The 22,211-nt window shown below is 65.7% G+C and carries 24 protein-coding genes and 2 pseudogenes; 6 read left to right on the top strand and 20 right to left on the bottom strand.

The genetic code is table 11. From position 1 onward, the window contains the following. Positions 1 to 42: 42 nt before the first annotated feature. From QT386_RS14810 to QT386_RS14855, 10 genes are read right to left on the bottom strand one after another with little or no spacing between them, the layout of a single operon-like run. Entirely contained in the window at positions 43 to 1,638 is a 1,596-nt protein-coding gene (locus tag QT386_RS14810) for an acyl-CoA carboxylase subunit beta (protein WP_289274528.1), read from the bottom strand. Beyond that, complete coding sequence (locus tag QT386_RS14815; RefSeq protein WP_289274529.1) at positions 1,635 to 2,129, bottom strand: biotin/lipoyl-containing protein; 495 nt, start codon at positions 2,127 to 2,129, stop codon at positions 1,635 to 1,637. The genes QT386_RS14810 and QT386_RS14815 overlap by 4 nt, the downstream gene beginning before the upstream one ends. A gap of 16 nt (positions 2,130 to 2,145) precedes the next feature. Then, positions 2,146 to 3,627: an acetyl/propionyl/methylcrotonyl-CoA carboxylase subunit alpha gene (locus QT386_RS14820; protein WP_289274530.1), complete on the bottom strand. Its 1,482-nt coding sequence runs from the start codon at positions 3,625 to 3,627 to the stop codon at positions 2,146 to 2,148. After that, positions 3,624 to 5,408, bottom strand: a complete 1,785-nt coding sequence (locus QT386_RS14825; protein WP_289274531.1) for an acyclic terpene utilization AtuA family protein — start codon at positions 5,406 to 5,408, stop codon at positions 3,624 to 3,626. Before QT386_RS14825 ends, QT386_RS14820 begins: the two co-directional genes overlap by 4 nt. A 29-nt stretch (positions 5,409 to 5,437) precedes the next feature. Continuing rightward, entirely contained in the window at positions 5,438 to 5,911 is a 474-nt protein-coding gene (locus QT386_RS14830; RefSeq protein ID WP_289274532.1) for a PaaI family thioesterase, read from the bottom strand. 41 nt (positions 5,912 to 5,952) lie between these two features. After that, positions 5,953 to 6,534 carry an acyl-CoA dehydrogenase family protein gene (locus tag QT386_RS14835; protein ID WP_289274533.1) on the bottom strand — a complete coding sequence of 194 codons (582 nt, stop codon included), beginning with the start codon at positions 6,532 to 6,534 and terminating at the stop codon, positions 5,953 to 5,955. Positions 6,535 to 6,570: 36 nt separating this feature from the next. After that, the gene (locus tag QT386_RS14840) at positions 6,571 to 6,972 is read right to left on the bottom strand and encodes a Zn-ribbon domain-containing OB-fold protein (RefSeq protein WP_289274534.1); all 402 of its coding nucleotides are present in this window, start codon (positions 6,970 to 6,972) and stop codon (positions 6,571 to 6,573) included. After that, entirely contained in the window at positions 6,969 to 8,138 is a 1,170-nt protein-coding gene (locus QT386_RS14845; RefSeq protein WP_289274535.1) for a hypothetical protein, read from the bottom strand. Before QT386_RS14845 ends, QT386_RS14840 begins: the two co-directional genes overlap by 4 nt. A 13-nt stretch (positions 8,139 to 8,151) precedes the next feature. Then, positions 8,152 to 9,357 carry an acetyl-CoA acetyltransferase gene (locus QT386_RS14850; RefSeq protein ID WP_289274536.1) on the bottom strand — a complete coding sequence of 402 codons (1,206 nt, stop codon included), beginning with the start codon at positions 9,355 to 9,357 and terminating at the stop codon, positions 8,152 to 8,154. Between the two features lies 1 nt (position 9,358). Further along, positions 9,359 to 10,819: a hydroxymethylglutaryl-CoA synthase family protein gene (locus QT386_RS14855; protein ID WP_289274537.1), complete on the bottom strand. Its 1,461-nt coding sequence runs from the start codon at positions 10,817 to 10,819 to the stop codon at positions 9,359 to 9,361. Positions 10,820 to 11,109: 290 nt separating this feature from the next. Between QT386_RS14855 and QT386_RS14860 the strand changes: the two genes are divergently transcribed. Continuing rightward, positions 11,110 to 11,259: a hypothetical protein gene (locus QT386_RS14860; protein WP_289274538.1), complete on the top strand. Its 150-nt coding sequence runs from the start codon at positions 11,110 to 11,112 to the stop codon at positions 11,257 to 11,259. Positions 11,260 to 11,329: 70 nt separating this feature from the next. Here QT386_RS14860 and QT386_RS14865 read toward each other — a convergent pair whose 3' ends face one another. From QT386_RS14865 to QT386_RS14895, 7 genes and pseudogenes are all read right to left on the bottom strand, one after another. Further along, a complete protein-coding gene (locus tag QT386_RS14865; RefSeq protein ID WP_289274539.1) occupies positions 11,330 to 11,608 on the bottom strand; it encodes a hypothetical protein in 279 nt (92 codons plus the stop codon). Further along, positions 11,584 to 11,802 (bottom strand): annotated as a pseudogene (locus QT386_RS14870) (transposase domain-containing protein); the annotation flags it as partial. The pseudogene QT386_RS14870 and the gene QT386_RS14865, both read right to left, overlap by 25 nt. A gap of 121 nt (positions 11,803 to 11,923) precedes the next feature. Next, positions 11,924 to 12,928 (bottom strand): tyrosine-type recombinase/integrase, encoded by a 1,005-nt coding sequence (locus tag QT386_RS14875; protein WP_289274540.1) that lies wholly within the window; start codon positions 12,926 to 12,928, stop codon positions 11,924 to 11,926. Then, positions 12,921 to 13,433 carry a tyrosine-type recombinase/integrase gene (locus tag QT386_RS14880; protein ID WP_289274570.1) on the bottom strand — a complete coding sequence of 171 codons (513 nt, stop codon included), beginning with the start codon at positions 13,431 to 13,433 and terminating at the stop codon, positions 12,921 to 12,923. Before QT386_RS14880 ends, QT386_RS14875 begins: the two co-directional genes overlap by 8 nt. 22 nt (positions 13,434 to 13,455) lie before the next feature. Further along, positions 13,456 to 14,403, bottom strand: a complete 948-nt coding sequence (locus tag QT386_RS14885; RefSeq protein WP_289274541.1) for an IS110 family transposase — start codon at positions 14,401 to 14,403, stop codon at positions 13,456 to 13,458. Positions 14,404 to 14,546: 143 nt separating this feature from the next. Further along, positions 14,547 to 15,071, bottom strand: coding sequence for a hypothetical protein (locus QT386_RS14890; RefSeq protein WP_289274542.1), 525 nt, complete (start codon positions 15,069 to 15,071; stop codon positions 14,547 to 14,549). Then, positions 15,068 to 16,006: a tyrosine-type recombinase/integrase gene (locus QT386_RS14895; RefSeq protein ID WP_289274543.1), complete on the bottom strand. Its 939-nt coding sequence runs from the start codon at positions 16,004 to 16,006 to the stop codon at positions 15,068 to 15,070. Before QT386_RS14895 ends, QT386_RS14890 begins: the two co-directional genes overlap by 4 nt. Positions 16,007 to 16,588: 582 nt before the next feature. Here QT386_RS14895 and QT386_RS14900 point away from each other — a divergent pair. From QT386_RS14900 to QT386_RS14910, 3 genes and pseudogenes are all read left to right on the top strand, one after another. Next, positions 16,589 to 16,849 (top strand): annotated as a pseudogene (locus QT386_RS14900) (transposase domain-containing protein); the annotation flags it as partial. Between the two features lie 17 nt (positions 16,850 to 16,866). Then, entirely contained in the window at positions 16,867 to 17,142 is a 276-nt protein-coding gene (locus tag QT386_RS14905) for a hypothetical protein (protein WP_289274544.1), read from the top strand. After that, positions 17,106 to 17,498, top strand: coding sequence for a hypothetical protein (locus QT386_RS14910; protein ID WP_289274545.1), 393 nt, complete (start codon positions 17,106 to 17,108; stop codon positions 17,496 to 17,498). Before QT386_RS14905 ends, QT386_RS14910 begins: the two co-directional genes overlap by 37 nt. A gap of 18 nt (positions 17,499 to 17,516) precedes the next feature. Here the strand turns inward: QT386_RS14910 and QT386_RS14915 are convergent, their stop codons facing one another. The 3 genes from QT386_RS14915 to QT386_RS14925 all read right to left on the bottom strand — a co-directional run bounded on the left by QT386_RS14915 (position 17,517) and on the right by QT386_RS14925 (position 20,076). Continuing rightward, positions 17,517 to 18,665 (bottom strand): IS630 family transposase, encoded by a 1,149-nt coding sequence (locus QT386_RS14915; protein WP_289274546.1) that lies wholly within the window; start codon positions 18,663 to 18,665, stop codon positions 17,517 to 17,519. A gap of 54 nt (positions 18,666 to 18,719) precedes the next feature. Further along, positions 18,720 to 19,148, bottom strand: a complete 429-nt coding sequence (locus QT386_RS14920; RefSeq protein WP_289274547.1) for a hypothetical protein — start codon at positions 19,146 to 19,148, stop codon at positions 18,720 to 18,722. 169 nt (positions 19,149 to 19,317) lie between these two features. Next, positions 19,318 to 20,076, bottom strand: coding sequence for a MerR family transcriptional regulator (locus QT386_RS14925; protein WP_289274548.1), 759 nt, complete (start codon positions 20,074 to 20,076; stop codon positions 19,318 to 19,320). A 309-nt stretch (positions 20,077 to 20,385) separates the two neighbouring features. Between QT386_RS14925 and QT386_RS14930 the strand changes: the two genes are divergently transcribed. Together QT386_RS14930 and QT386_RS14935 are read left to right on the top strand one after the other, a co-directional pair. After that, positions 20,386 to 21,228, top strand: coding sequence for a methane monooxygenase/ammonia monooxygenase subunit C (locus QT386_RS14930; RefSeq protein ID WP_289274549.1), 843 nt, complete (start codon positions 20,386 to 20,388; stop codon positions 21,226 to 21,228). 186 nt (positions 21,229 to 21,414) lie between these two features. Continuing rightward, a complete protein-coding gene (locus QT386_RS14935) occupies positions 21,415 to 22,203 on the top strand; it encodes a methane monooxygenase/ammonia monooxygenase subunit A (RefSeq protein WP_289274550.1) in 789 nt (262 codons plus the stop codon). Positions 22,204 to 22,211: the final 8 nt, after the last annotated feature.

A 22,211-nucleotide genomic window follows, 5' to 3' on the forward strand; every position in this document is an offset into this window, starting at 1 on the left:
TGGTCTTCGCTCGCATCGACGGCCTAGCCCATCGCGCGCGCCTCACATGCGGTAGACGCCGTAGCGCGGTTGCGCGACCGGCACGTTGGCGGCGCAGGACAGCGCGATGCCGAGCGCGTTGCGCGTGTCCAGCGGGTCGAGCACGCCGTCGTCCTGCACGCGCGCCGAGAACCACAGCGCGCTGGTCTCGCGCTCGGATTTCTCGCGCGTGCGCCGGCGCAGCTCGGCGACTTCCTCGTCGCTGGCATCCGGCCGCTCGCGGCGCAGCTGGCGGAGCTTGACGTCGGCCAGGGTGTTGCCGGCCTGCTCCGGGCCCATCACGCCCATGCGCGCTTGCGGCCAGGAGAAGATCAGGCGCGGGTCCCAGGACCGCCCGCACATGCCGTAGTAGCCGGCGCCGAAGGCGCCGCTGGTGACGACGGTGAACTTGGGCACCTCCGAGCCGGCCTGCGCCATCAGCATCTTGGCGCCGTCCTTGGTGATGCCGCGCTCTTCGTAGGTCCGGCCGATCATGTAGCCGGTGGTGTTCTGCAGGAAGATCATCGGCGTGCCGATCTGGTTGCACAGCTGGATGAAGTGCGCGGCCTTGAGCGAGCTGTCCGAGAACAGCACGCCGTTGTTGCCGAGGATGCCGACCTTGCAGCCCCAGAGCCGCGCCCAGCCGCAGACCAGGGTCACGCCGTAGCCTGGCTGGTACTCCTGGAAGCGGCTGCCGTCGACGAGGCGCGCGATGACCTCGCGGATGTCGAACTGCACCTTGTAATCGACCGGGAGAATGCCGTAGAGCTCGCGCGGATCGTAGTAGGGCGCTTCCGCATCGGCCCAGTCGAAGTGCTTGCGCGGCTGCGAAAAGCCGGCGACCAGCTCGCGTGCCAGCGCGATGCCCTCTGCCTCGCTGTCCACCGCATAGTCCGCGGTGCCGGAGACGGTGGTGTGCATGTCGGCGCCGCCCAGGGCCTCGACCGTGACTTCCTCGCCGGTGGCCGCCTTGACCAGCGGCGGCCCGCCGAGGAACACCGCGCCGGTGCCGCGGACCATGATGGTGTGCTCGCACAGCGCCGGCACGTAGGCGCCGCCGGCGGTGCAATGCCCGAGCACCACGGCCACCTGCGGCACGCCCAGCTTGGACAGGATGCACTGGTGGCGGAACACGCGGCCGCCCATGACGTAGACGCCGGAGAGATCCTCCAGATAGCCGCCGGCGCTGTCGCAGAGGTGCACCACCGGCAGCCGGTTCTCGATGGCGATTTCCAGCGCGCGCACGATCTTGGGCGCCGACAGCGGATACCAGGCGCCGCCCTTGTTGCTGGAATCGTCGGCGTGGATCATGACCTCGCGGCCGCTGACCACGCCGATGCCGCTGATCACGTTGGCCCCCGGAGCCTCGCCGTTGAACTGATCGTAGGCGGCGATGCTCGACAGTTCGAGAAACGGCGCGCCGGGATCGAGCAGCAGGTCCAGGCGCTCGCGCACCAGCAGCTTGTTCTGGCGCCGCAGGCGCTCGATGTCGCGTTGCGGCCGCTCGTGGCGCACGCGCTCCTGCAGCGCCTTGAAGTCGGCGACGACGGCCTGCATGCGCGCGGCGTTGTCGCGAAAAGCCGGCGCCTTGGGGTCGATCGCAGTCTGGATGCGTCTCATGTCGTGGCCTCGAAACTCACCAGCGTGAACTTGAGCGTCACTTGGTCACCCGGCGCGCAGTGCACGGCGGCGATGCGCCCGTCATGCGGCGCGCGGATGGTCACCTCCAGCTTCATGCTCTCCATCACCACCAGATCCTGGCCGGCCTTGACCTCGGCGCCGGGCTGCACGAGCACGGAGACAATGGTGCCGGGCATCGGCGCCTGCGCGCCGTCGCCGCCATGACGGCCGGCGGCAGTCAGCGCGTCCAGCGGGTCCACCGCATCGAGGACGTGGGTGCGACCGCGCAGGCGGACCCAGATGCGATCGCCGTGCCGCGCGATCAGGGCCTCCGCCTGCTCGTCGCCGGCGCCGAGCCGATAGCGCGCCGCGCCCAGCGGCTGCAGCGCGCAGAGTAGCGGCCCGCCCTGCGTTTCCAGGATCAGGCCTTCGGCGCCGCGCAGGAGACTGCAAGCGTGCTCGGTGTCGCCAAGCCGGAAGATCTTTTTCATCGGCGGAAGAAGGTTTTCAGTTGCGCCACGCGCCCATCTGCGCGTAGAGGCGTGGCATATCCGCGGCCGCGGCCACCATGTGGCCATCGGACAGCGCGGCGGCGGCCAGCAGCAGCGCGATCGGCGGGGTTTCAGCGGCGCCGCCGAGTTCGGCGGCCTGCTCCTCGAGAAAGGCGGTGCTGTAGTCGCCGGCCGCGAACTGCGGATGCGCGAGGATGCGGTCCAGATAATCGAGATTCGTGGCCACGCCCAGGCAGGCCGTGTCCGCGAGTGCCTGGCGCGCGCGCGCCAGGGCCTGGCTGCGGCTGCGGCCGTGGACGATGAGCTTGGCGAGCAGGGAATCGAAGTCGCTGCCGACGCGCTGGCCTTCGACCACGCCGCTGTCCACGCGCACGCCGGGCCCGGCCGGCTCGCGTAGCACCAGCAGGCTGCCGGTGGCGGGCATGAAGCCCTGCGCCGGGTCCTCGGCGCACAGCCGCAGCTCGATGGCATGGCCCTGAAAGCCGATGTCGGCCTGGGCGTAGCCCAGGGGCTCGCCGGCGGCCACGCGCAGCTGCTCGGCCACCAGGTCGAAGCCGGTCACGCACTCAGTCACCGGATGCTCGACCTGCAGGCGTGTGTTCATCTCCAGGAAGTAGAACTGGCCGTCGGCGCCGAAGATGAACTCCACGGTGCCGGCGCCGACGTAGCCCGCCGCGCGAGCGATGCCGACCGCGACCTCGCAGATGCGCGCGCGTGTGCCGGCGTCCAGGGCCGGCGAGGGCGTCTCCTCGATGATCTTCTGGAAGCGTCGCTGCACCGAGCACTCGCGCTCGCCGAAATGCACGACGCTGCCGTGCTGGTCGCCGAGCACCTGCACTTCGATATGGCGCGGCCGTTCGACGTAGCGCTCGACGAACAACCGGCCGTCGCCGAAGTAGCGCTCGCCCTCGCGCCGCGCGGCCGCGAGCTCGGCTTCCAGCACCTCGGCGCTGCGCACGATGCGCATGCCCTTGCCGCCGCCGCCGGCCGCCGGCTTGATCAGAATCGGCAGGCCCACGGCCAGCGCGCGCCGCGCGAAACTGCCCGGGTCGTCGGCCTCGATGGCGCTCGGCGCCACCGGAAAGCCGCGCTCCGCGACGAAACGGCGCGCGCTGATCTTGTCGCCCATGAGCTCGGTGACTTCGGGCGGCGGGCCGACGAAGCTGATGCCGGCCGCATCCAGCGCGCGCGCCAGCGCCGGGTTCTCGGAGAGAAAGCCATAGCCCGGGTGTACCGCATCCGCGCCCCAGCGGCGCGCGGCGCCGACGATCTGCGCCACGTCCAGATAGGCCGCGACCGGGGTTGCGCCTTCGATCGGGACGACGGCGTCGGCCAGCTGCGGTGCTAGGCCGCCGTCCTCGGCCGCATGGCGCACGACGGCGCATTCGATGCCCTGGGCCTTGGCCGTACGCAGAATGCGCGCGGCGATCTCGCCGCGGTTGGCCACCAGCAGCCGGCGGATCGGAGCAGCAGTCATTCCGGCACTTCCAGGGTCGCCGGCACCGGTACCGGGAAGTCGAGCAGTATCTGCGCGTAGGCCTTGCCCTGCGGGTCCATGCGCAGCGAGGCGATGCCGCCGCCGCCGAGCGCGCGTTCCAGCAGGAAATTGAGCCCGTTCAGGCCCGGCCACTCGTAGCGGTGCACCGGCCCCTGGGCGAGATGGGCGAACCACCGGGCGACGGCCTCTTCCGACAGCGCCGCGCGAATCCAGGGCAGGTACTCGGGGCGGCGCGCCAGGATGCCGATGTTGGCGCTGTCGCCCTTGTCGCCGCTGCGGCCCCAGGCCAGGCGCAGCAGCGGCAGGCTGCGCGTGCCGGCGGCCAGCGCGTCAGCTGGCGGCGGCGCGGGCACCTCCTTCGGCGGCAGGGCCTGCAGCGCGGTTCCGCTCATCTGCGGGCAGGCGATGGGCTGGCCGTCGACTTCGACACTGACCGGAATGCGCGCCTTGGGCCAGAGCAGGGAGTACAGGCGGATCACCGGCGTGACCTTGGGCCGGCCGCCGGAGAAGCCGGTGATGGCCGGCGCGCTGGCCAGGGCCATCGGCGCCATTTCGCGCGAGAAGATCTCCAGCGCGTTCTTGTCCGGGTGGCGGGCGGCGATCTTGACGAACACTTCGCGCGTTTGCACTCGCGCATGCGGGCCGTAGGTCGCCTCGGCGCCGATGGCCTCGATGCTGGTCTCCGTGAAGTCGCCCAGTCCGCGCTCGGCGAACAGGCGCCGGCAGCGTGCCAGCAAGGCCTCGCCGGTGCGCTGCGCCTTGGCCGGCGCCTCGATGCCGCCGATCATGAACTGCGCGGTCGCGCGAAAGCCGTCGGCATAGGTGGCGCTGACCTTGCAGTGCTCGCTGGGCGCCCGGCCGCGCGCACCGCTCACGCGCACGCGGTTCTCGCCGATCGCCTCCAGCCGAATGCGGCTGAAATCGCAGCTCACGTCCGGCAGCAGGTAGTTGCGCGGATCGCCGATCTCGTAGACCACCTGCTCGCCGACCGTCGAAGGCACGATCAGGCCGCCGGTGCCGGGCGGCTTTTCGATGACGAAGCTGCCGTCGGGCGCGCAGTCGGCGATGGGAAAGCCCATGTGGTCCCAACCCTGCACCGAGCGCCAGTCGGTGTAGTTGCCGCCGGTGCACTGGGTGCCGCATTCGATGATGTGGCCGGCCAGCGAGCCCTGGGCGAGGCGGTCGTAGTCGGTCGCGCTCCAGCCGAAGGCCTGGATCAGCGGGCCGAGCACCACGGCGCTGTCCACGCAGCGGCCGGTGACGACGATGTCGGCGCCGGCGTCCAGCGCGGCGGCGATCGGAAAGGCCCCGAGATAGGCATTGGCGCTGGCCAGGCGCGCCGGCAGCGGCGCGCCGCTGAACATCTCGCGCACGCCGGCCTCGCGCATCGCCTCGATCTGCGGCAGCAGATCGTCGCCGGTGACCGCGGCGATCTTGAGGTTCAGGCCCTCGGCTTCGGCGGCCTTGGCCAGCGCTTCGCGGCAGGCGCCCGGATTCACGCCGCCGGCATTGCTGACCACGCGGATGCCGCGCGACTTGAGCTCGCGCAGCAGCGGCCGCAGCGTCGTGACGAAGTCGGGCGCGTAGCCGGCCTGGGGGTCCTTGGCCTTGGCACGCGTGAGCAGCGACATGGTGATCTCGGCCAGGTAGTCGAACACCAGGACGTCGATGTTGCCGCCGTGCACCAGCTGGGCGGCGGCATACTCGGTGTCGCCCCAGAACCCGGAGGCGCAGCCGATACGCAGGGAAGCTCGTGTCATGTTCGGATCCGGTACAAAGAAAGCGGGGACTATTGCCGCGGCCAGAACACGCGCCAGATGCCCTTGGCACTGGCGCAGATCTCGCCGCGCTCGTTGAGCAGCTCGCCTTCGGCGAAGGCGGTGCCGCGGCCGGCGCGCAGCACGCGGCCGATGGCCTTGAACGAATTACCCTGGGCGGGCGCGAGGTAGGTGATGTCGAGATTCATCGTCACCTGCGAATAGGCTGCCAGGGACAGACCGGCGGCTTCCAGGACCGGCAGCTGGGCCGAGACGATGGCATAGCCCAGCGCGCCATCGAACATATAGGAAATCACCCCGCCGTTGATCGCGTCCGGCGGCCCGCCGGCGCCGCGCTGGGCCGACGTGGGCGATCTCAGGTAAAGCGCCACCTCGCCTGGTGCGATCTCCTCGACAGTCAGGCCCTGGGCCTGCATGAAAGGGCTTTCGTTCCAGCGTTCCTTGAGCAGATAGGGCGCGATGGTGACCGGCAGATCGTTGGCCATGAAGTAGGGTCGTGGAAGGAGGATAGGGTACTTGTGCGGCTTCAGTGGAGCGCGGCAGACCGAGGACGTACTCGCCGATGTAGGTGAGGATCATCTCGTTGTTGACCGGCGCCACGCGCATCAGGCGGGCCAAGGGCCAGAGCGTTACCACGTCGTATTCCTGGTCGAAGCCATGCCGCCGTGGGCCGGCAGGGCCTGCGTGCGGCCTCGTTCACCATCAGCCGTGCCGCCACGAGCTGCGTCTTGGCGCGCGCCATCGGGTGCTGCAGGTCCTGGTAGCTGCCGATCGGCTGTCCGAACGGCGGGCGTTCGCGTCTATAGGACACCTCCTTGTCCAGGGCGCGGTTGCCCAGGCCCACGGAACTGCCGAGCACGAAGAACAGCGAGATGATGCCGGCGCGGGCGGTGATCTCGTTGAGCACCATCAGCTCGGAGAGGCCGCCGCCGCTGCCGCCGTACTCCTCGGGAACGGAGACGCCGAGCAGGCCGGTTTCGGCCATCGCCTCCCACAGCTCGGTGGGGAAGCGGCCCTCGCGGGCGCACTGCAGCCAGTAGTCGCGGGTGATGCGGCGGGTAAGACCTTCCGCGGCTTCGCGCACGGCGGTGACGCTGTCTTCGCTCATTGGGGTTCCTCCAGAAAAGCTGTGGTGTGTGCGCTTTCAGGCCGGCTCGAACTGCGGAATGCGAAAGCCGCCCGCGCGGGTTTCGAAACAGAGCTTCACCGCCATGCCGATGTGCACCGACTCCGGTGTGCAGTGCAGGATGTTGGCCATCATGCGCGGGCCTTCCTGCAGCTCGACGATGGCGAGCACGTAGGGGCAGTCGTCCTTGAACGCCGCGTAAGGCGGCTGGTAGACGATGCTGTAGCTGTACACCGTGCCGCGGCCGCTGGCCTTTTCCCAGACCGGGTCCGCGGAGTAGTCGAACGGGCTCCAGCGGCGCGGATACAGAAAGGCCTTGCCGGTGCCGCGGCAGCGCTGGATCAGCAGCTCGCCGCGCTGCGCCGCTTCCCAGTAGGGCCGGCTGTCGGGGGAAATTTCCGGGACGGGTTTGCCGTTCATGACTGGTTCGAGAGGATCAGGGTGGCGTGCTCGGACATCATGCCGCCGTAGCAGTGGACGATGCCGGTACGGGCTTGCGGCAGCTGGCGCTCCCCGGCCATGCCCATCAGCTGGCGTGCGGCTTCGACGATCATGGTCTGCCCCGAGGCGTCGCCGACGTGGCCGAAGGACATCAGCCCGCCGTAGGTGTTGACCGGGAAATCGCCGCCGGGCGCGGTGCGGCCGCCTGCGAAGAAGCGCCCGCCTTGGCCCTTGCGGCAGAGGCCCAGATCCTCGGCGTAGATGATCGGATTGATGCTGAAGGAGTCGTAGAGCTGGGCGAAGTCCATGTCCTGCGGCCCCAGCCCCGCCATGCGGTAGGCGCGGCCGGCGGTGTCCTGCGAGCCCAGCGTGGTCAGGCTCGAGGCCTGGCTGATGCTGGCATGGGTGTGCTTTTCACCGAAGCCGATCAGATAGCAGGGCTTGGGGTGATAGCGCCGCGCGAGCTGCGGCGCCACCACCAGCACCGCCGAGCCGCCCTCGCTGGGCACCGAGCAATCGTAGAGGTTGAAGGGGTAGGCGATCGGTCGCGAGGACAGCACCTTGTCGATGCTCAAGGGGCCCTGCGGCGCCATCAGGGCATCCGGGTGCTTGAGTGCCCAGGCGCGCTGCGACACGGCGACCTCGGCCAGCTGTTCGCGCGTGGTGCCGAACTCGTGCATGTGGCGCACCGCGGCCAGCGCGAAGATCGGCGGGATGTAGGTGCCGTAGGGGTATTCGAACTCCGGGTGGCTGATGAGCTTGCTCATCAGCTCGGAAATGCCGCTGCCGACGTTGGGAAAGCGGCCCGCGCCCAGGCACAGCACCGAGTCGCACAGACCCTGGCCGATCGCCAGCGCGGCGCGGATCAGCATCAATGCGTAGGTGCCGCCGCCGGCGTTGATAGCTTCGCTGAAGACCGGCTGCAGACCCAGTTCCTCGGCGAGCTTCTCGTGCGCGAACACGTCGACCTGGGTCGCCGCCATGCCGACCGGCGCCGACAGCAGGCCCTGGATGTCCTGCGGCCGGATCTGCCACTCGCGCAGGAACTGGCCGAGCACCTGGCGGTACATCTCCATGCCGTCGTACTGGGGATAGCGTCCCGGCTTCATCTCCGAGACCGCGACGATTGCGGCGAGCGGTTTCATCTGGGCTGGTCTTTTAGCGATAGCGGCCGACGATGGAGATGCCGACGACGTTCTGGTGCGGAAAGCCGCCCAGATTATGCGTCAGGCCGTAGCGCGGGTTCTTGAGCTGGCGTTCGCCGGCGCGGCCCTGCAGCTGCAGGTACATCTCGTAGACCATGCGAATGCCGGAGGCGCCGATGGGATGGCCGAAGCACTTGAGCCCGCCGTCGATCTGGCAGGGAATCTTGCCGTCGGCGTTGTAAAAGCCGTCCATCACGTCCTTGATGGCGCCGCCGTCCGCGGACAGACCCAGGTCTTCCATCGTCACCAGCTCGGTGATCGAGAAACAGTCGTGGACCTCGAACATCGACAGCTCTTCGCGCGGCTTCTTGATGCCGGCCTCGGCGTAGGCGCGCTGCGCCGCCTTGCGCGTCGTCAGAATGTAGGAGCCGTCCCAGTCGTTGTAGCCGCCTTCGGCGCCGTTGGACAGCGCCAGCTGCAGCGCTTTGACCGTGACCATCTGGTCCGCATGCTTGCCCAGCGAGCGCGCGATCTCCGGCGTGGTGACGATGGCGCAGGCCGAGCCGTCGGAAACACCGCAGCAGTCGAACAGGCCCAGCGGCTCGGCGATCATCGGCGCGCCCATGATCACGTCGCAGCTGACCGGCTTGCGCAGATGCGCCTTGGGGTTCTTGGCGCCGTTGGCGTGGCTTTTCGCCGAGATTTCGGCCAGCGCGCGCTTGAGCGTGTCGCGCGGTACGTTGTAGCGCGCCATGTAGGCGCTGGCGACCTGGGCGAAGACGCCCGGCGCCGACAGATTGGGCCACCACAGCGGCGGCAGCGAGCCGATCTCCAGCCCGGGCAGGCCGCCGTAGCCGGTGTCCTTGAGCTTCTCGACGCCAATCGCCAGCGCGATGTCGCAGGCGCCGGCGGCGACCGCGTAGACCGCGCCGCGGAAGGCCTCGGTGCCGGTGGCGCAGTAGTTCTCGACGCGCGTGACCGGGATGTTGTCGAGCCGCAAGGTCAGCGAGGCCGGGGTGGCCGACTTGCCGATATTGACCTCGTCCATGCACGAGCCCAGCCAGGCCGCGCCGATCTGCCGCGGTTCGATGCCGGCGTCGGCCAGGGCCTCGGAGAAGGCCTCTTCCATCAGCTCCTCGGCGCCCATGTCCCAGCGCTCGCCGAAACGCGAGCAGCCCATGCCGAGAATCGCCACCTTGTCACGAATGCCTTCGGCCATCTCAGGCCTCCTTGGCGGTCGCCAGCGGCGCCGCTTTCCAGAAGTAACGGATCATGCCGCGCTGCGGGTCGCGACCGCGGACGCGGAACACCATGCGCACCGGCTGCCCGACCGAGACCTGCCCTAGGTCCCAGTCGGTGATGTCGGCCATGAAGCGGCCGCCGCGCTCGAATTCGATCATGCCGTAGTGGGCGGGCGGCTCCGGCGTGTAGGTGAGCCAGTCCGAGGCCCAGGTCTTGATGCGTGCCGGCTCGTCGGCGTAGCGATAGGGGGCCATCTCGCCGGCATGATGGCAGCTGGGATTGACGCAGCGCAGCGCGGCCGGGAACTGCGGCGTGCCGCATTTGCGGCACCGCCCGCCGACCAGGCCCAGCAGCATGCGCCGCTTGCGGTACATCGCCGACAGGGCGGTCTGCGGATTGGCCTCGGCGCGCAGGCCTTTTTCCAGGGTCACGACCTCGTTGAACGCCTGGAACTTGGCGTAATCCGTCTCTTCCTTGCGCCGGGCCAGGCTGGCCGCAAGCGCGCTGCGCGGGGCAAGCTGCGCGATTGCCGGCGTGACGCGGAAGGCCAGCAGGTCGCAGCCTTGGCCGAAACTGACCACGACCAGCGTCTGGCCGGGCTTGGCTGTCTCCAGCGCGGCGGCGAGCATCAGCGGCGCATGCGCGGCGCCGGACTGTCCCACTGTGGCGTGCAGACCGTCGGCGACCGCCGCGTCAGCGATGCCGAGCCGCTTGGCGAGCTCGGCGGCAAGCTTGGGCGCCGGCTCGGCCAGCACGAACCGGTCCACGGCGCGGGCCGCGATGCCGAGCTTGGCCAGCCCGGCACGGATCGCATCCGGCAACCATTTCTGGAAGGCTTCGTCGCGCAGCCATCGCTCCTCCCAGTGGTAGTCGAAGAGCTGGCCGGCGGCGCGGTAGTGATCGACGAAATCGGTCGAGACGCTGTGGCTGCCCAGGTGCTCGGCGATCACGCCGCTGCTGCCGAGCGTGAAGGCCGCCGCGGCGTCGCCGTACATCAGCTCCTGCACGCTGCCGGCGCGCGCGCGCCGGTGTTCCGCCGCGACGGCGAGCACCTCGCCGCCGCGTACGGCCGCGACGCGGTCCAGCCCGGCGAGCAGGGCTGCCGTGCCGGCCTTGAGCGAGCCGGCGAAGTCGGCCGTGGCGACCGCCTCCGGCAGGTCCAGGGCCGCGGCCACCACGCCGGCGTTCTGGCGGTCGGCGAACGGATGCGTGGTCGAGCCGAAGTAGACCGCGCCGAGCTCGACCTGGCGGCCGGCCAGGGCGTGGCGCGCGGCTTCCACCGCCATAGTCAGGCTGTCCTCGTCCCAGCCCGCCATCGCGCGCTCGCCACGCGCCTGCGCCGCCAGCCCCGGATTGGCCCAGGCATTGGCCTTGGCAGCCACCGCCCGGTTGAGGCGTCCACGGGGTACGTAGGCGCCGAAAGAAGTGATCCCGATCATGGCGTCTCCAGCAAGAGCCCTCGAGCGAGGGCTCGAATCGCGACGGAAATGTCTAACTAACAATTGTTAGTGTTGCAGCTATGACGGCGGCGCGCAAGCCCCGCTGTGGGACCTGTGCCCGAGAGCTTCGAATGCGGCACGTTAGCGAAGGCCGGCATGATGTGCGTTTGCCGCACCTGACCAAGAAGCCAAACACGGCTCCGACCGCAATCTGGATCCACTAGTTCCTGCTGGAAAACGGGGCGCAGCAATGTTTCGAACTCGTCCGCCGTTAGCCGCCGATTTACTGCGTGAGCATTATTCTCGAGGTCCAGCGCCTCGGCGACGTAGCGGTGGGCGTGCCGCAGATCGCGGGCATCGTCTCGATTACTTTGGCGGGGACGGCCCGCTTCACCGCCCGAAACTGCCGCGTGCCCACGGCACCGATGACAAAGGGGTAAAAAAGCTCTGCACGCGTTTTGCTTCTGAATCGCAATAATTCTGTAAGCGTCCGGTCTCCACCGCCTTGACTCAAGTCGGCCCGTCGTAGACCTCGTTGATGAAAATCTGATGCTCGTAGGCACCCTCGATCGCCTTGTCGAGACGGATGAGGAGTTGAGCAAGGGATTCGCCCTTGCGCCGGACCAGCATTGCGAGCTGTTGATCCTCGTCGGCGGCGGTGGCGACGCAGGGATGATTCTCGATGCGGCCCAGCGTGATGTCGCAATAGCCGGTGCCGACCAACCCCTCGATGTACTTCAGGTGAGGCAGGACGTCTGGTTCGCTCAGGCTGCGCTTATTTGCTGGCACTTCAACGCCTCGGCGACATTCCACGGCAGTAGCGCCTCGACGCGGTTGATTGGGTGATCGGCGATACGGTCCAGGACATGGCGCAGGTAGGCTTCCGGGTCGAGGTCATTGAGCTTGGCCGTCCCGATCAGCGTGTAGATCGCCGCGGCGCGCTCGCCGCCGCTGTCGGCGCCGCAGAATAGATAGTTCTTGCGGTTATGGGAAGCTTTCCATAAGCGCAATTATGCGAAGCGCCGAATTATGCGAAGTTCGGCCCGGCACTGTCCCCGCCGCTCTCGGTCGAGGATCGGCGCGGGCCAAGGTTGCTTCGCATAATTACAGGGCCTGGAGAAAGCGCCTTAGCGCGTCCGGAGGCTGATACCTCGCCGACTTCACATTGAGTGGCGCGAGGCGAGCCAGGGCACGTTCCTTCATTGCGAGATCTGCCTCCACGTACAGGTGCGTCGTTGCCGGGCTTTCGTGTCCAAGCCAGAGCGCGATCACGCTCACGTCCACGCCTGACTGCAGTAGGTGCATCGCTGTCGTGTGTCGGATGGTGTGCGGCGAGATGGCCAGCTTGGAATGCTCCGGACGGCGAGCGGTCGCCGCTTCAACGGCGAGGTGCAGCCGCTGGGACACATTGGCCCGGGTCATCGCATGGCCCTGTCGGGTGGGCAGCAACGGCGATTCCTTCGGCGGATCACCGTTGAGGTGCAGCCACGCCTTCAGCTCCCGGGCAGTTTCTTTCCAGAGGGGAACAGAGCGTTGCTTGCGTCCCTTGCCGTGCAGGTGAACACAAGGGGCCGCACCGAGGATCGCATGGCCGACGCGGATGCCGATCACTTCCGAGACGCGTGCGCCGGTGTTGTAGAGCAGCGTCAGCATCAGGCGATCGCGATGGCCCAACCAAGTCCCTGGCGGAACGTCGATGACCGCGCGAATTTGCTCGCGCGTCAGAAAGCCGAGCATGGGTCGGTCGAAGCGCTTCATCGGAACCGACAGCGCCTGCTCTGCAAGATGCAGGCTGGAGATATCCCGACGGGCGACGAATTTCATGAAGGACCGGATCGCGGCCAGTCGGGCATTGCGGCTTCTCACAGAGTTACCGCGATCCCTTTCGAGTGAGTCGAGGAATTCAGCCAGGAATGGCCGATTCACGTCCGCGAGCTGCAGTGCGGTGGGCACCTTGCCAAGTCGCCGCTCGGCAAAATCAAGCAGCAAGGTGATGGCATCGCGGTAGGACGCGACCGTAAGGGGACTCAGGGCACGCTGCTGTGTCAGGTAGTCCGTGAAGAACTCTTGTACCAGAGAGGCAAACGATATCGCGGTCTCCCTACGCATGGTCCACCTCCTGGCCCGAGGCGAAGCGCTCGAACCGGGCACCGATCACTTCCATGAGATCCGGCACACCCGAGAGGTACCAGTAGGTGTCGGAGATCTTGGCGTGGCCAAGGTAGGTGCAGAGCAGCAACATCCCTTGGTCGATCGGCGATCCGCCTTCATGCCACTGCTTCACCCGGCGCACGGCGAACGTATGGCGAAGATCATGGATGCGGGGGCGAGGATGCCCACCACGTGCTTCCCATCCCAATTGCGTCCTCAGGCGCTCGAAAACGCTATGAACGGTCCGCGTGGGCAAAGCGTGACCGGTCATCGAGGTGAAGAAAGGCGAGTCGGGATTCCGAATGGCGCTGCGCCTGCACACCGAGTCGAACGCACGCAATTCTCGCAATACGCTGGGGTGGAGCGGCAAGCGCCGCGACTTCGCGAACTTGGTCTGCCTGATCGTCAGCGCACCTTCATCGAGATCGACGTCCATCTTTCGCAGATTCAGCGCTTCCGACAGCCTGAGATTCTATGGTTTGGTGTCAACTCTGAGTGGCGAGTCGATCCAGGCTGAAGACGGTGTTGTGGTGGATCATGGACCAAGCGGCGCGAGCGATTTTGCGGGCGATGATGACCAGCGCTGCGGTGGTTGACAGGCCGCGAGCGCGATAGCGCTCGTAGTAGGGTTTCCAGGTGTTGGTTTTCGCTCCGGACATCGCTGCGGTAAACAGCAAACGTCGCAGTTCACCGGGGCCGCGCTTGGACAAGCGTCGGCGCCCGATTCTCTTGCCGGAATCACGGGGGCGTGGATCCAGTCCTGTGAAGGCGACGAAGGCGTCAGCGTTCTTGAACGGTATCCGTAACAGCGCTTGCATCAGGCCGGCTCCCACCAGCGGGCCGACGCCGACGATAGTTTGGAGTCTCGACAAGGCTTGCGCGCGATCCGGACACTGCGCGATCAGATGCTCACGATGGGCATCCAACGCAGCGATCAACTGATCCAGGCGCTGCAAAGTTGCGCGCAGCTCGACACGGCCCACCGGCAGATCGGTTCCGGTGGCCCGCAAAGCCCCCCGCAGCACGACCAGCTTGGACCGACGCAGCAACAGGCGATCAAGCTGTCGCTGCGTCGGCGTCGGAGGGATGTAAGCATGCAGCTCAGCATGCTCTCTGGCCACATAGCGGGCCAGCATTTCGGCATCCACCCGATCGGTCTTGGCCCGACGACCCAGACCCTGGGCGTAGCAGTGCGTGTCCTTGGGGTTGAGCACGAACACCGTCAGGCCTTGAGCATGGGCCAGATCAGCCAGCAGGCCGTGATAGCGGCCCGTAGCCTCCAGCCCGAGCCGACTACCAGGGGGCAGCGTTTTCAACCAGCCTCGCAACGCGCCACGTTGGTTAGGCAGGGTCTGAACCGGAAAAGCGGCTTCCTCACAGGCCACCACCACCGTGTCCTTGGCCACATCCACACCGATATGCAGGGTTTGCATGACTCACCTCCCGGGAGTAGCGTTCTAGATCACCGGGGTGGAACCGCACCTGCGTTAGCTTGCACACCATCGGCGGTCCAGGCCGCTCGATTCCTCATCGACGCTTTAGGTGCGGGTGGGAGATTCCTCAGGCCGTCTGTCCGTCAGCTAACAGCAGATGCGCAGTCGATGTCCCTCCACCCCGGTGCCTTCAGATTGCGCCGAAGACACCTCAAGAACCATACAAGCCCAGTCGAAGCGATCAGGCCGAATAATGCCTCGTAGGTAATCGGGCGCAGACCACCCGATGGACCGAGGCCGCGGGCCGCTCGGAGGAGATCGATGACCTCCTTCTCGGTGTAGATGTGTGGAGCGAGGCGGCGGTGGCCACGCCCCAAGGCGGACTGGTCCGGCACGACGGAGTCAGGCTCGAACTGCCGGTAGTGTTTTACGAACGGACGAAGGACCTCCAGGCGCCTTGCCGCGGTTATAGAAGTCGTGCGACGCATGTGCTCTCGTGCCCAGGCGAATTGCAGGTCCAGCGTCAGCGGCCCGCGATGAGCTCGTGCATCGGCGAATCGGCCGAAGCGCAGAAGCTGTCCCCCTGCACTGCCGAGCTCAAAGCCAAGGCTGCGCCGCTCGTCGAGATAGCGCTGCACGGCCGCCTGAATCGAAGTGCTCGTGCTCATGAGGCGCTCCCCGGCCACGGCAAGGCAACTGCCGATAGCCGCGGTATATCGACCTTGGCGTAGATGAGCGACGTGTCGAGCGCGCGGTGTCGAAGCATGTCCGCCACCTCCTTGAGCGTGCCGCCGCCATCAAGGAGGCGCTTGGCCAGCGTGTGCCGAAGCATGTGCACTCGGGTATGTCGGATTCCGCAGCGCCGATAGGCTTCGCGAACCGCACGCCGAACGACGCCAGGGCCGATCGGCTTCTCGACCGGCGCGACGTGCCGAACGAACACAAGGCGGCTGTCGCATTGAGGCCGCTCACGATGCAGGTAGGCGGCAATCGCGAGCCCGGTGGGCGCAGGCAACGGCAGGACGTCGACGCGGCGTGCCTTGCTGCGCCCGATTCGGATCGTGCCGCCATCCCAATCGATTTCTTCCAGGCCGATCCCGACAACCTCGCTCGCCCTCAAACCCAGATCGACAACGCATCGGACCATCGCATGCGCACGAAGGGCAGACGAAATGTCCGACGGCGTGGCCCGGGTCAACTGAGCGACCTCGATCGGTGACAGCGTTTCCGGCAGCGAGGCCAAGCGCCAACTGGCCGGCGAGGCGATGACTGGAAGTAGGTACTCAACCCGATCGCCGCAGGCGCCGCGAAATCGAACGTAGCTACGAAGCGTGCTGGCGAGAACCTTGGCGCTGGCAGGGTTCCAGGCCTGCAGCTTCCGATGGAAAAACGCGCGAACCTTTTCGGGCGTAACCTCCATCGATCCGGTGCACCCCGGGCCGGCGAGCTCCTCGAGGAATGGACGGAGGATGTGGAGACGCTGTACTCGGGTATTTGCCGCCAGCCCCTTCTCTTGCAACAGGTACTCGTCGAAAAGGTGTAGCTCTTCGTCAACCACGTCGACGCCGATGGGCGCCAATACACCGGCGTCGCGCAGTACCACGATCAGGTGTCGAAGCGCTGCTCGAATTTCGTGACGGGAACGCTGGACCGGCGGCGGGCAAGTGCATCGAGGGAGATAATCGTCCAAGAAGAGACGGATGTCATCGGCCGACAGCGTGGTCCTGGCGAGTCGGCGCCGGCCATTCCACCTCACAAAGTGTGCGACTCCAGCCACGTAGGCCCGCACCGTCCGCGCTGCATACCCTTGGTCGAGAAGCCTTTGACAATAGACTGCCGGCCGGGCACCACCACGGACTTCCCTTGTTGCACGATCGATCAATTGCCATGCGTGCTGCCACCACTACCCCGGTGGATGCGGTGCGCGTACAACCTGCTCGTTCGCGCACCGCCGTCGACCTTCCTCGTTATTATGGCTAGTCGGTATCCACGACGGCGTTTCGAGGCCTGCTCGGTGTTCACTCACGTTGCGGCCCGCATGGCCCGCTGGCCTCCTAACGAGGCCTTTTCAGGCAGTGCTTCAACCCATTTGTTACCTCCTGAGTCGCTCCCTGTGCTTCCGGGTGGAGCTTTCCCGGGTCGGGCTTTCACCGACGGATCAACCGTGCCTTTTCAAGGCACACACAACAGCAGCGCCGAGCGCTCGATCCGCGCGATCGTCCTCGGCCGGCGCAACTATCTCTTCGCCGGGGCCGACACGGGCGGCGAGCGCGCCGCCAACATCTACAGCCTGATCGGAACCTGTCTGCTCAACGGCATCGAGCCTTATGCTTACCTGCGGCATGTGCTCGAGTGCATCGCCGATTACCCAATCAACCGCGTCGAGGCGCTACTGCCATGGCACGTCGCCGACCAGCTCAATCCGCCTCTGCGCCAAGCAGCATGACGAGCTCGCCTGCGCTTGTGAACATCGATGCTGTGATGGTCGGCGGCGGCCAGGTCATGCTCGGCAGCATGAAGCCGGTGGATGATGTCGCCGTCGCCCACGACGGACACAGCACGCTTGCCATGCTGCGCCGACGTCCCGGCGAAACCGTGATGCAACTGCTGGAGCGGCTCGACGCCGCGATCGGGATCTTTCAGGCCGGCGGCGCACGAGTCGACGAGATCAACAAGGCTTCGGCCAAGGAACGCTACGAACCATGCGCTGGAAGCGGGGCACGATCGTCGCAAGCGTGACGCACTTCCTCGATGAGCGAGGAAGGATCGCAGCACCCAATGCGGCGACGCGTCGGCTTGCGGAACATCTCGGGGGCATCGTCGTGCTGGCGACCGCCACTTTCCGCAGCCCTCAAGACGGTGAGCCTGGGAGCGTCCGGTGTCGCGCTCGGCCGCAGCGCCGTCCGTGTCCTGGTTACATCCAGACCGACATCCTGCCGCTCCAACCTGACAAGACCGACGGCCGGCACGAGATCGTCTGGTGGTGCAAACACTGCGGATCGAACGGCCTCATCCGCGACTGGGAGGGATGCTTCTGGGACTTGAGCGACTCGCCGTCCAAGCAGCATGAACTCCGCACGATCCTCGGCGACTGACGTCAAGACGGCCTCGAGCTAATGTGGTGTCCGAGAAATAACTGGAGATTTGATCTTTTTCCGCGTTCTCGGCGCCGTGCAGCCGGGTTTGATCTGTTCCAGCGTCTGGCGGCACCCGGATAGTTTGGCCTGAATCGATTCGACTGTGGCGGTCCAGACGAAGGGCTTGGGGTCTTCGTTCCAGGCTTCGAGAAACTGGGCGATAGCGATCTGCAAATCGGCGACGCTGCTGAAAGAGCCGCGTCGCACGGCCTTGGAGGTAAGTTCGCCAAACCAGCGCTCGACCAGATTGAGCCAGCTGGAGCTGGTCGGAACGAAGTGGCAGACGAATCGCGGGTGCCGCTTCATCCAGGCCTGCACGCTGGGGTGCTTGTGCGTGCCGTAGTTGTCCAGCACCAGATGCAAGGGAACGTCGCCGGGAAATTCCGAGTCGATGCGTCGAAGGAATTTCAGGAATTCTTGGTGGCGATGCCGGCTAAAGCACTCGCCCACGACCTTGCCCTGCAGTACTTCGAGAGCGGCAAACAGGCAGGTCGTACCGTTGCGCTTGTAGTCATGGGTCATCGTCCCCAGCCGACCTTTCTTCATCGGCAAGCCAGGCTGGGTGCGGTCCAGCGCCTGAATCTGGGTTTTCTCGTCCACGCACAGCACCAACGCCTGATCGGGCGGATTCAGATACAGCCCCACCACATCCGTGAGCTTCTCCAGAAACCGGGGATCACGCGAGAGCTTGAAGGTCTTGATTCGGTGAGGCTTGAGCTGGTGACTGCGCCAGATGGTGCTCACCGTGGATTTGCTCACGCCCTGGGCCTCTGCCATCGTCCGGCAACTCCACTGTGTCATCCCGTCCGGAACCGTCGAAGTAGTGGCCTGCACGATCGCCTTGATCTTGCGTGGCGAATACGTGGCTTTGCGTCCACGTCCCGGGGCGATCTCCCACAATCCCTCCGGCCCTTTCGCGATGAATCGGCTCCGCCACAGCGACACGGTCTTTACGTCGATCTGGCTCGTCCCCGCGATCTGCAGATTCGTTTCACCGGCAGCGGCTGCCAGGACAATCCGGCAGCGCAGCGCCACCTGCTGCGGCGTGCCATGCGCCGAAACCCATTGCTCCAGCTGTGTGCGCTGCGCTTTTTCCAGAGATACAACGGGGCTGATCCGGGGCATGCGCAAGCATACCGGGGCCCGGAGAATAACACCATCTATTTGCTGGACACTACACTAACGCTTACGCGGATCGAGCCCTACTACCCGGTTGCCGGCAAAGCTGACCTGCCGGACGAGCAACACGGATATCTGCCGGACCGGGTGACGCCTGCTGTCCACTGCCGGGCGCATAAGGCGTTGGCGCAGCCACTGCAGGGCGCGTCGCCACAGCTCCGGCGCGCCTGTTGGGCGACCTCGCGAATCATGGTCTCCACCGAAGCGCCAGGGTTGGTGCACTTCCAGCGCGACGCGCGAGGGCTCCAGGCGGGCGAACAGCTCCTCGGGCTTGGGCCGGCGCGCGGTGAGCGTATCGCAGGAAATGATGGCCATGCGCTCGGCATTGCGTGGATTCACGCCCTGCCAGCCGTGATAGGGCAATTGGATGCCGACGAAACGGATCGGCTCGAACATCATGCAGATCGCCGCCAGCTTCGTGCCGTACATCCGATCAGGGCCGCGACAAGCGGCATCGATGCGTACTACAGGCGGTTTACCTTTTGCCGGCGATCACGGCGGGCCAATCCCGCGCCGGCGAATAGCCCGTCATAGGAAGCTGCCGCGGGGCATCCACCAGAGTCCGGCATTCTGCCGGCGTAGCGGGGGCTTTTCGACTTCACCGCCGTTTCCCCATTGAGGCGTGGCGTTGTTTGCGGCCGCCGTCGAGGAAGGCCTGTATTTGAGCGTGCAGTCGGCGTTCGTGCAGGATGGAGAAGACCGAATTGATCGAGGGGATCACCACCTCGATGAGCTTGCGAATCTCCAGCGGTGACATGTAATCGATCCGGCGCCGGAAAAGTTCCAACTCGCAGCTCACCGCCGAATCGACCAAGTCTACGATATACGCCATGTCCGCAGGACCGAACCCGCGCTGCTCCGAAAGGCCGGCCTCCTTCATCCGCAGCCACAGACGGGCAATTTCCACGTCCGAAATGGTGGCGCCGCCGGAACCGGCGAAGCTGACCATGCGCAGGTCCTTCAGCTCTTTTGGCGTCATGCCGATTTCTGCCGCAAGCCGGCCCGCATCCTCACTGACCACCAAATCCCGATGCTCGGTGGCGAGCTGACGCCGCATTTCCCCGAGCGCTTCCATCTGCTGCGTGGTAAACCCGATTTCCTCAGCGGAGCCTTGCACCAGGCTCTTGATGACCTTGAGTGGTAGAAACCGCTCGCTCTGTAGCTTGCCGATCAGAGAGAGCATCTCGACGTGGCGTTCCGTGTACCAGCCTACGTTCCGCGAGGTCTTGACCGGCGGCGGCAGCAGCCCCTGAGCGACATAAAAGCGGATGGTTTCTCGGCTGACGCCGGAAATCTTCGACAGATCCTTGATCTTGTAGGGTGCTTTTGCTGGGGCGAGAGTCTTTCTTCGAGCCATATTAGGGCGTGTGGAAGGGATGTGCTGCACAGGACAGCCCGCTGTGGCTGGAAGCCGCTGCTGGATTGAACATCTACGACGGCGGGCGTGCCACCGTCGCGAGCCAAGTATAAGCCGCATCGAGTGAAGGGATTACGCCCCAGATTGGTCCGAGGCAGCTGCAAGAATAAGTAGTACGACTACTCACTATTGACTATGAACGTGGAATGGCCTACGTTTCGTTCATTGCAGCCCCAAGGTTGAGGCTGCACTCACGAGACGCGGCGTTCCATCGCGATTTGTTTCCAGAATTGGAAGAGGAGTCCGAACATGAATACCATCGATACACTGCCTTCGAGCAATGCGTATGCGGCGCCCAGGGCGCCATGGGCCAGGATGTTTCTGGTCCTTTCGGGGCTGCTGTCGGTCTACACGGCCTACCGGATCTACCAGCACACCACGGCATTCACCGTGGGGCTGGATTATTTCTCCGAGGACTTCCAGAAGTACTGGATGACGCTGCTGTATATCCAGTTGCCGGTGCTGTTTGCGCTGGGCGCGGGCATTGTGGGCTGGATCTGGCATACGCGAGACCGCAATCTGGACCGGCTGGCGCCCGCCGAGGAGCTGCGTCGCTACTTCGTGCTCCTAGGGCAACTGATGGTGTTCGGCATTATCGCCTACCTCACCGCATCGCCGGTCACCGAGGCTGATGCAGCCTGGCATCAGGTCACGGTGCGCGACACCGACTTCACGCCGACGCACATCATGCTGTTCTACTTCGGGATACCGGTGTTCATCACGGGCGCGGTGGTGGCCTTCGTATATGCACGAACGAGGCTACCGCAGTTTGCCAAGCGCCTGTCGCTGCCGTTCGCGCTGGTTGTGGCCGGGCCGGTAATGATCATGCCGAACGTAGGTTTCAACGAGTGGGGACACACATTCTTCTATGCCGAGGAGCTGTTCGCGGCGCCGATACACTGGGGATTCGTGCTGCTCGGATGGGCTACGTTTGCGGCCGGCGGACTGCTGGTGCAAATCCTGTCGCGGATCGTCGAGCTGACCAAAGTGGCCGGATCGCACCCCGTGATTGAAGCGATGCAGGGCCCAGAAGGGAAGCAAGTTACCCGACGCAACGAGTCGGTCAAGGCAGAGCCCGCCGTGGCGGCCTGATGGAAGGGACGCGGCGAGAGTCGCGCAAATACGCCCGGAGCGGATGTCCGGGCGTATTTAGGTTCCTTCAAGCCAGCACAGCGCTAGCAAAAGTACACGCGGGGAGCCAGTCGGCCAGGCCCCGTGGCAAATCAAACTGGTCGCCTGAGGCGTTCATTAGACACGGCGACGTGTGAGGAGACATTAATGAAGGTGGATAAAATGCCGCTACCCCCGGCGCAGACAGAACTGCGTGCTACGGAGGTGGGGCTGACCAGCGCGGCCGAGCAGCACAGGGCCTACGTGCAGGCGGACCTGCTAATCATCCCGCTGATTGTGATGCTCTTCATGGGTATTTTCAGCTTCCACTTCGCACTGCTTGTGGGAGACTGGGATTACTGGGTTGACTGGCGCGACCGCCGTTGGTGGCCTTTGGTCACGCCGCTGGCGCTGACGGTGCTGCCGGGGGTCTTCGGCTATTTGCTCTGGGAAAAACTGAGACTGCCGCTAGGCGCCTCACTCACAATCCTATGCCTGACCCTGGCGGCCTGGATCAGCCGGTACCTCAACTTCCATTTGTTTGCAGACTTTCCGATGAACTTCGTCTGGCCTTCAACCTACATAGGCCTGGGATTGATCATTGACTGCTTGTTGCTGCTGACGCGCAGCTTCTTCTGGACAGGGCTGTTCGGCGGTTTCGCGTTCGGCCTGCTGGTCTATCCGCTGAACTGGCCGCTGCTCGCCCCTTTCCAGGTTCCGGTGGAGTTGCACGGAACGATGCTGACAGTGGCCGATCTGATGGGCTACGAGTACATCCGCACAGCCATACCTGAATATGTGCGAATCATCGAGGAATCGACGCTGCGCACATTCGGCGAGGCCGTGACGCCGCTGACGGCGGTGTTCGCGGGCTTCCTCAATATCATGAACTACTGGTTCTGGCTGTGGATCGGCTATCTCGGTTCCAAGGCCATATGGATCCGGAAAATCGTCTGAGGGCGCGC

Source organism: Solimonas sp. SE-A11, assembly GCF_030345715.1.
In the GTDB taxonomy this organism is placed as follows: Bacteria; Pseudomonadota; Gammaproteobacteria; order Nevskiales; family Nevskiaceae; genus Solimonas_A.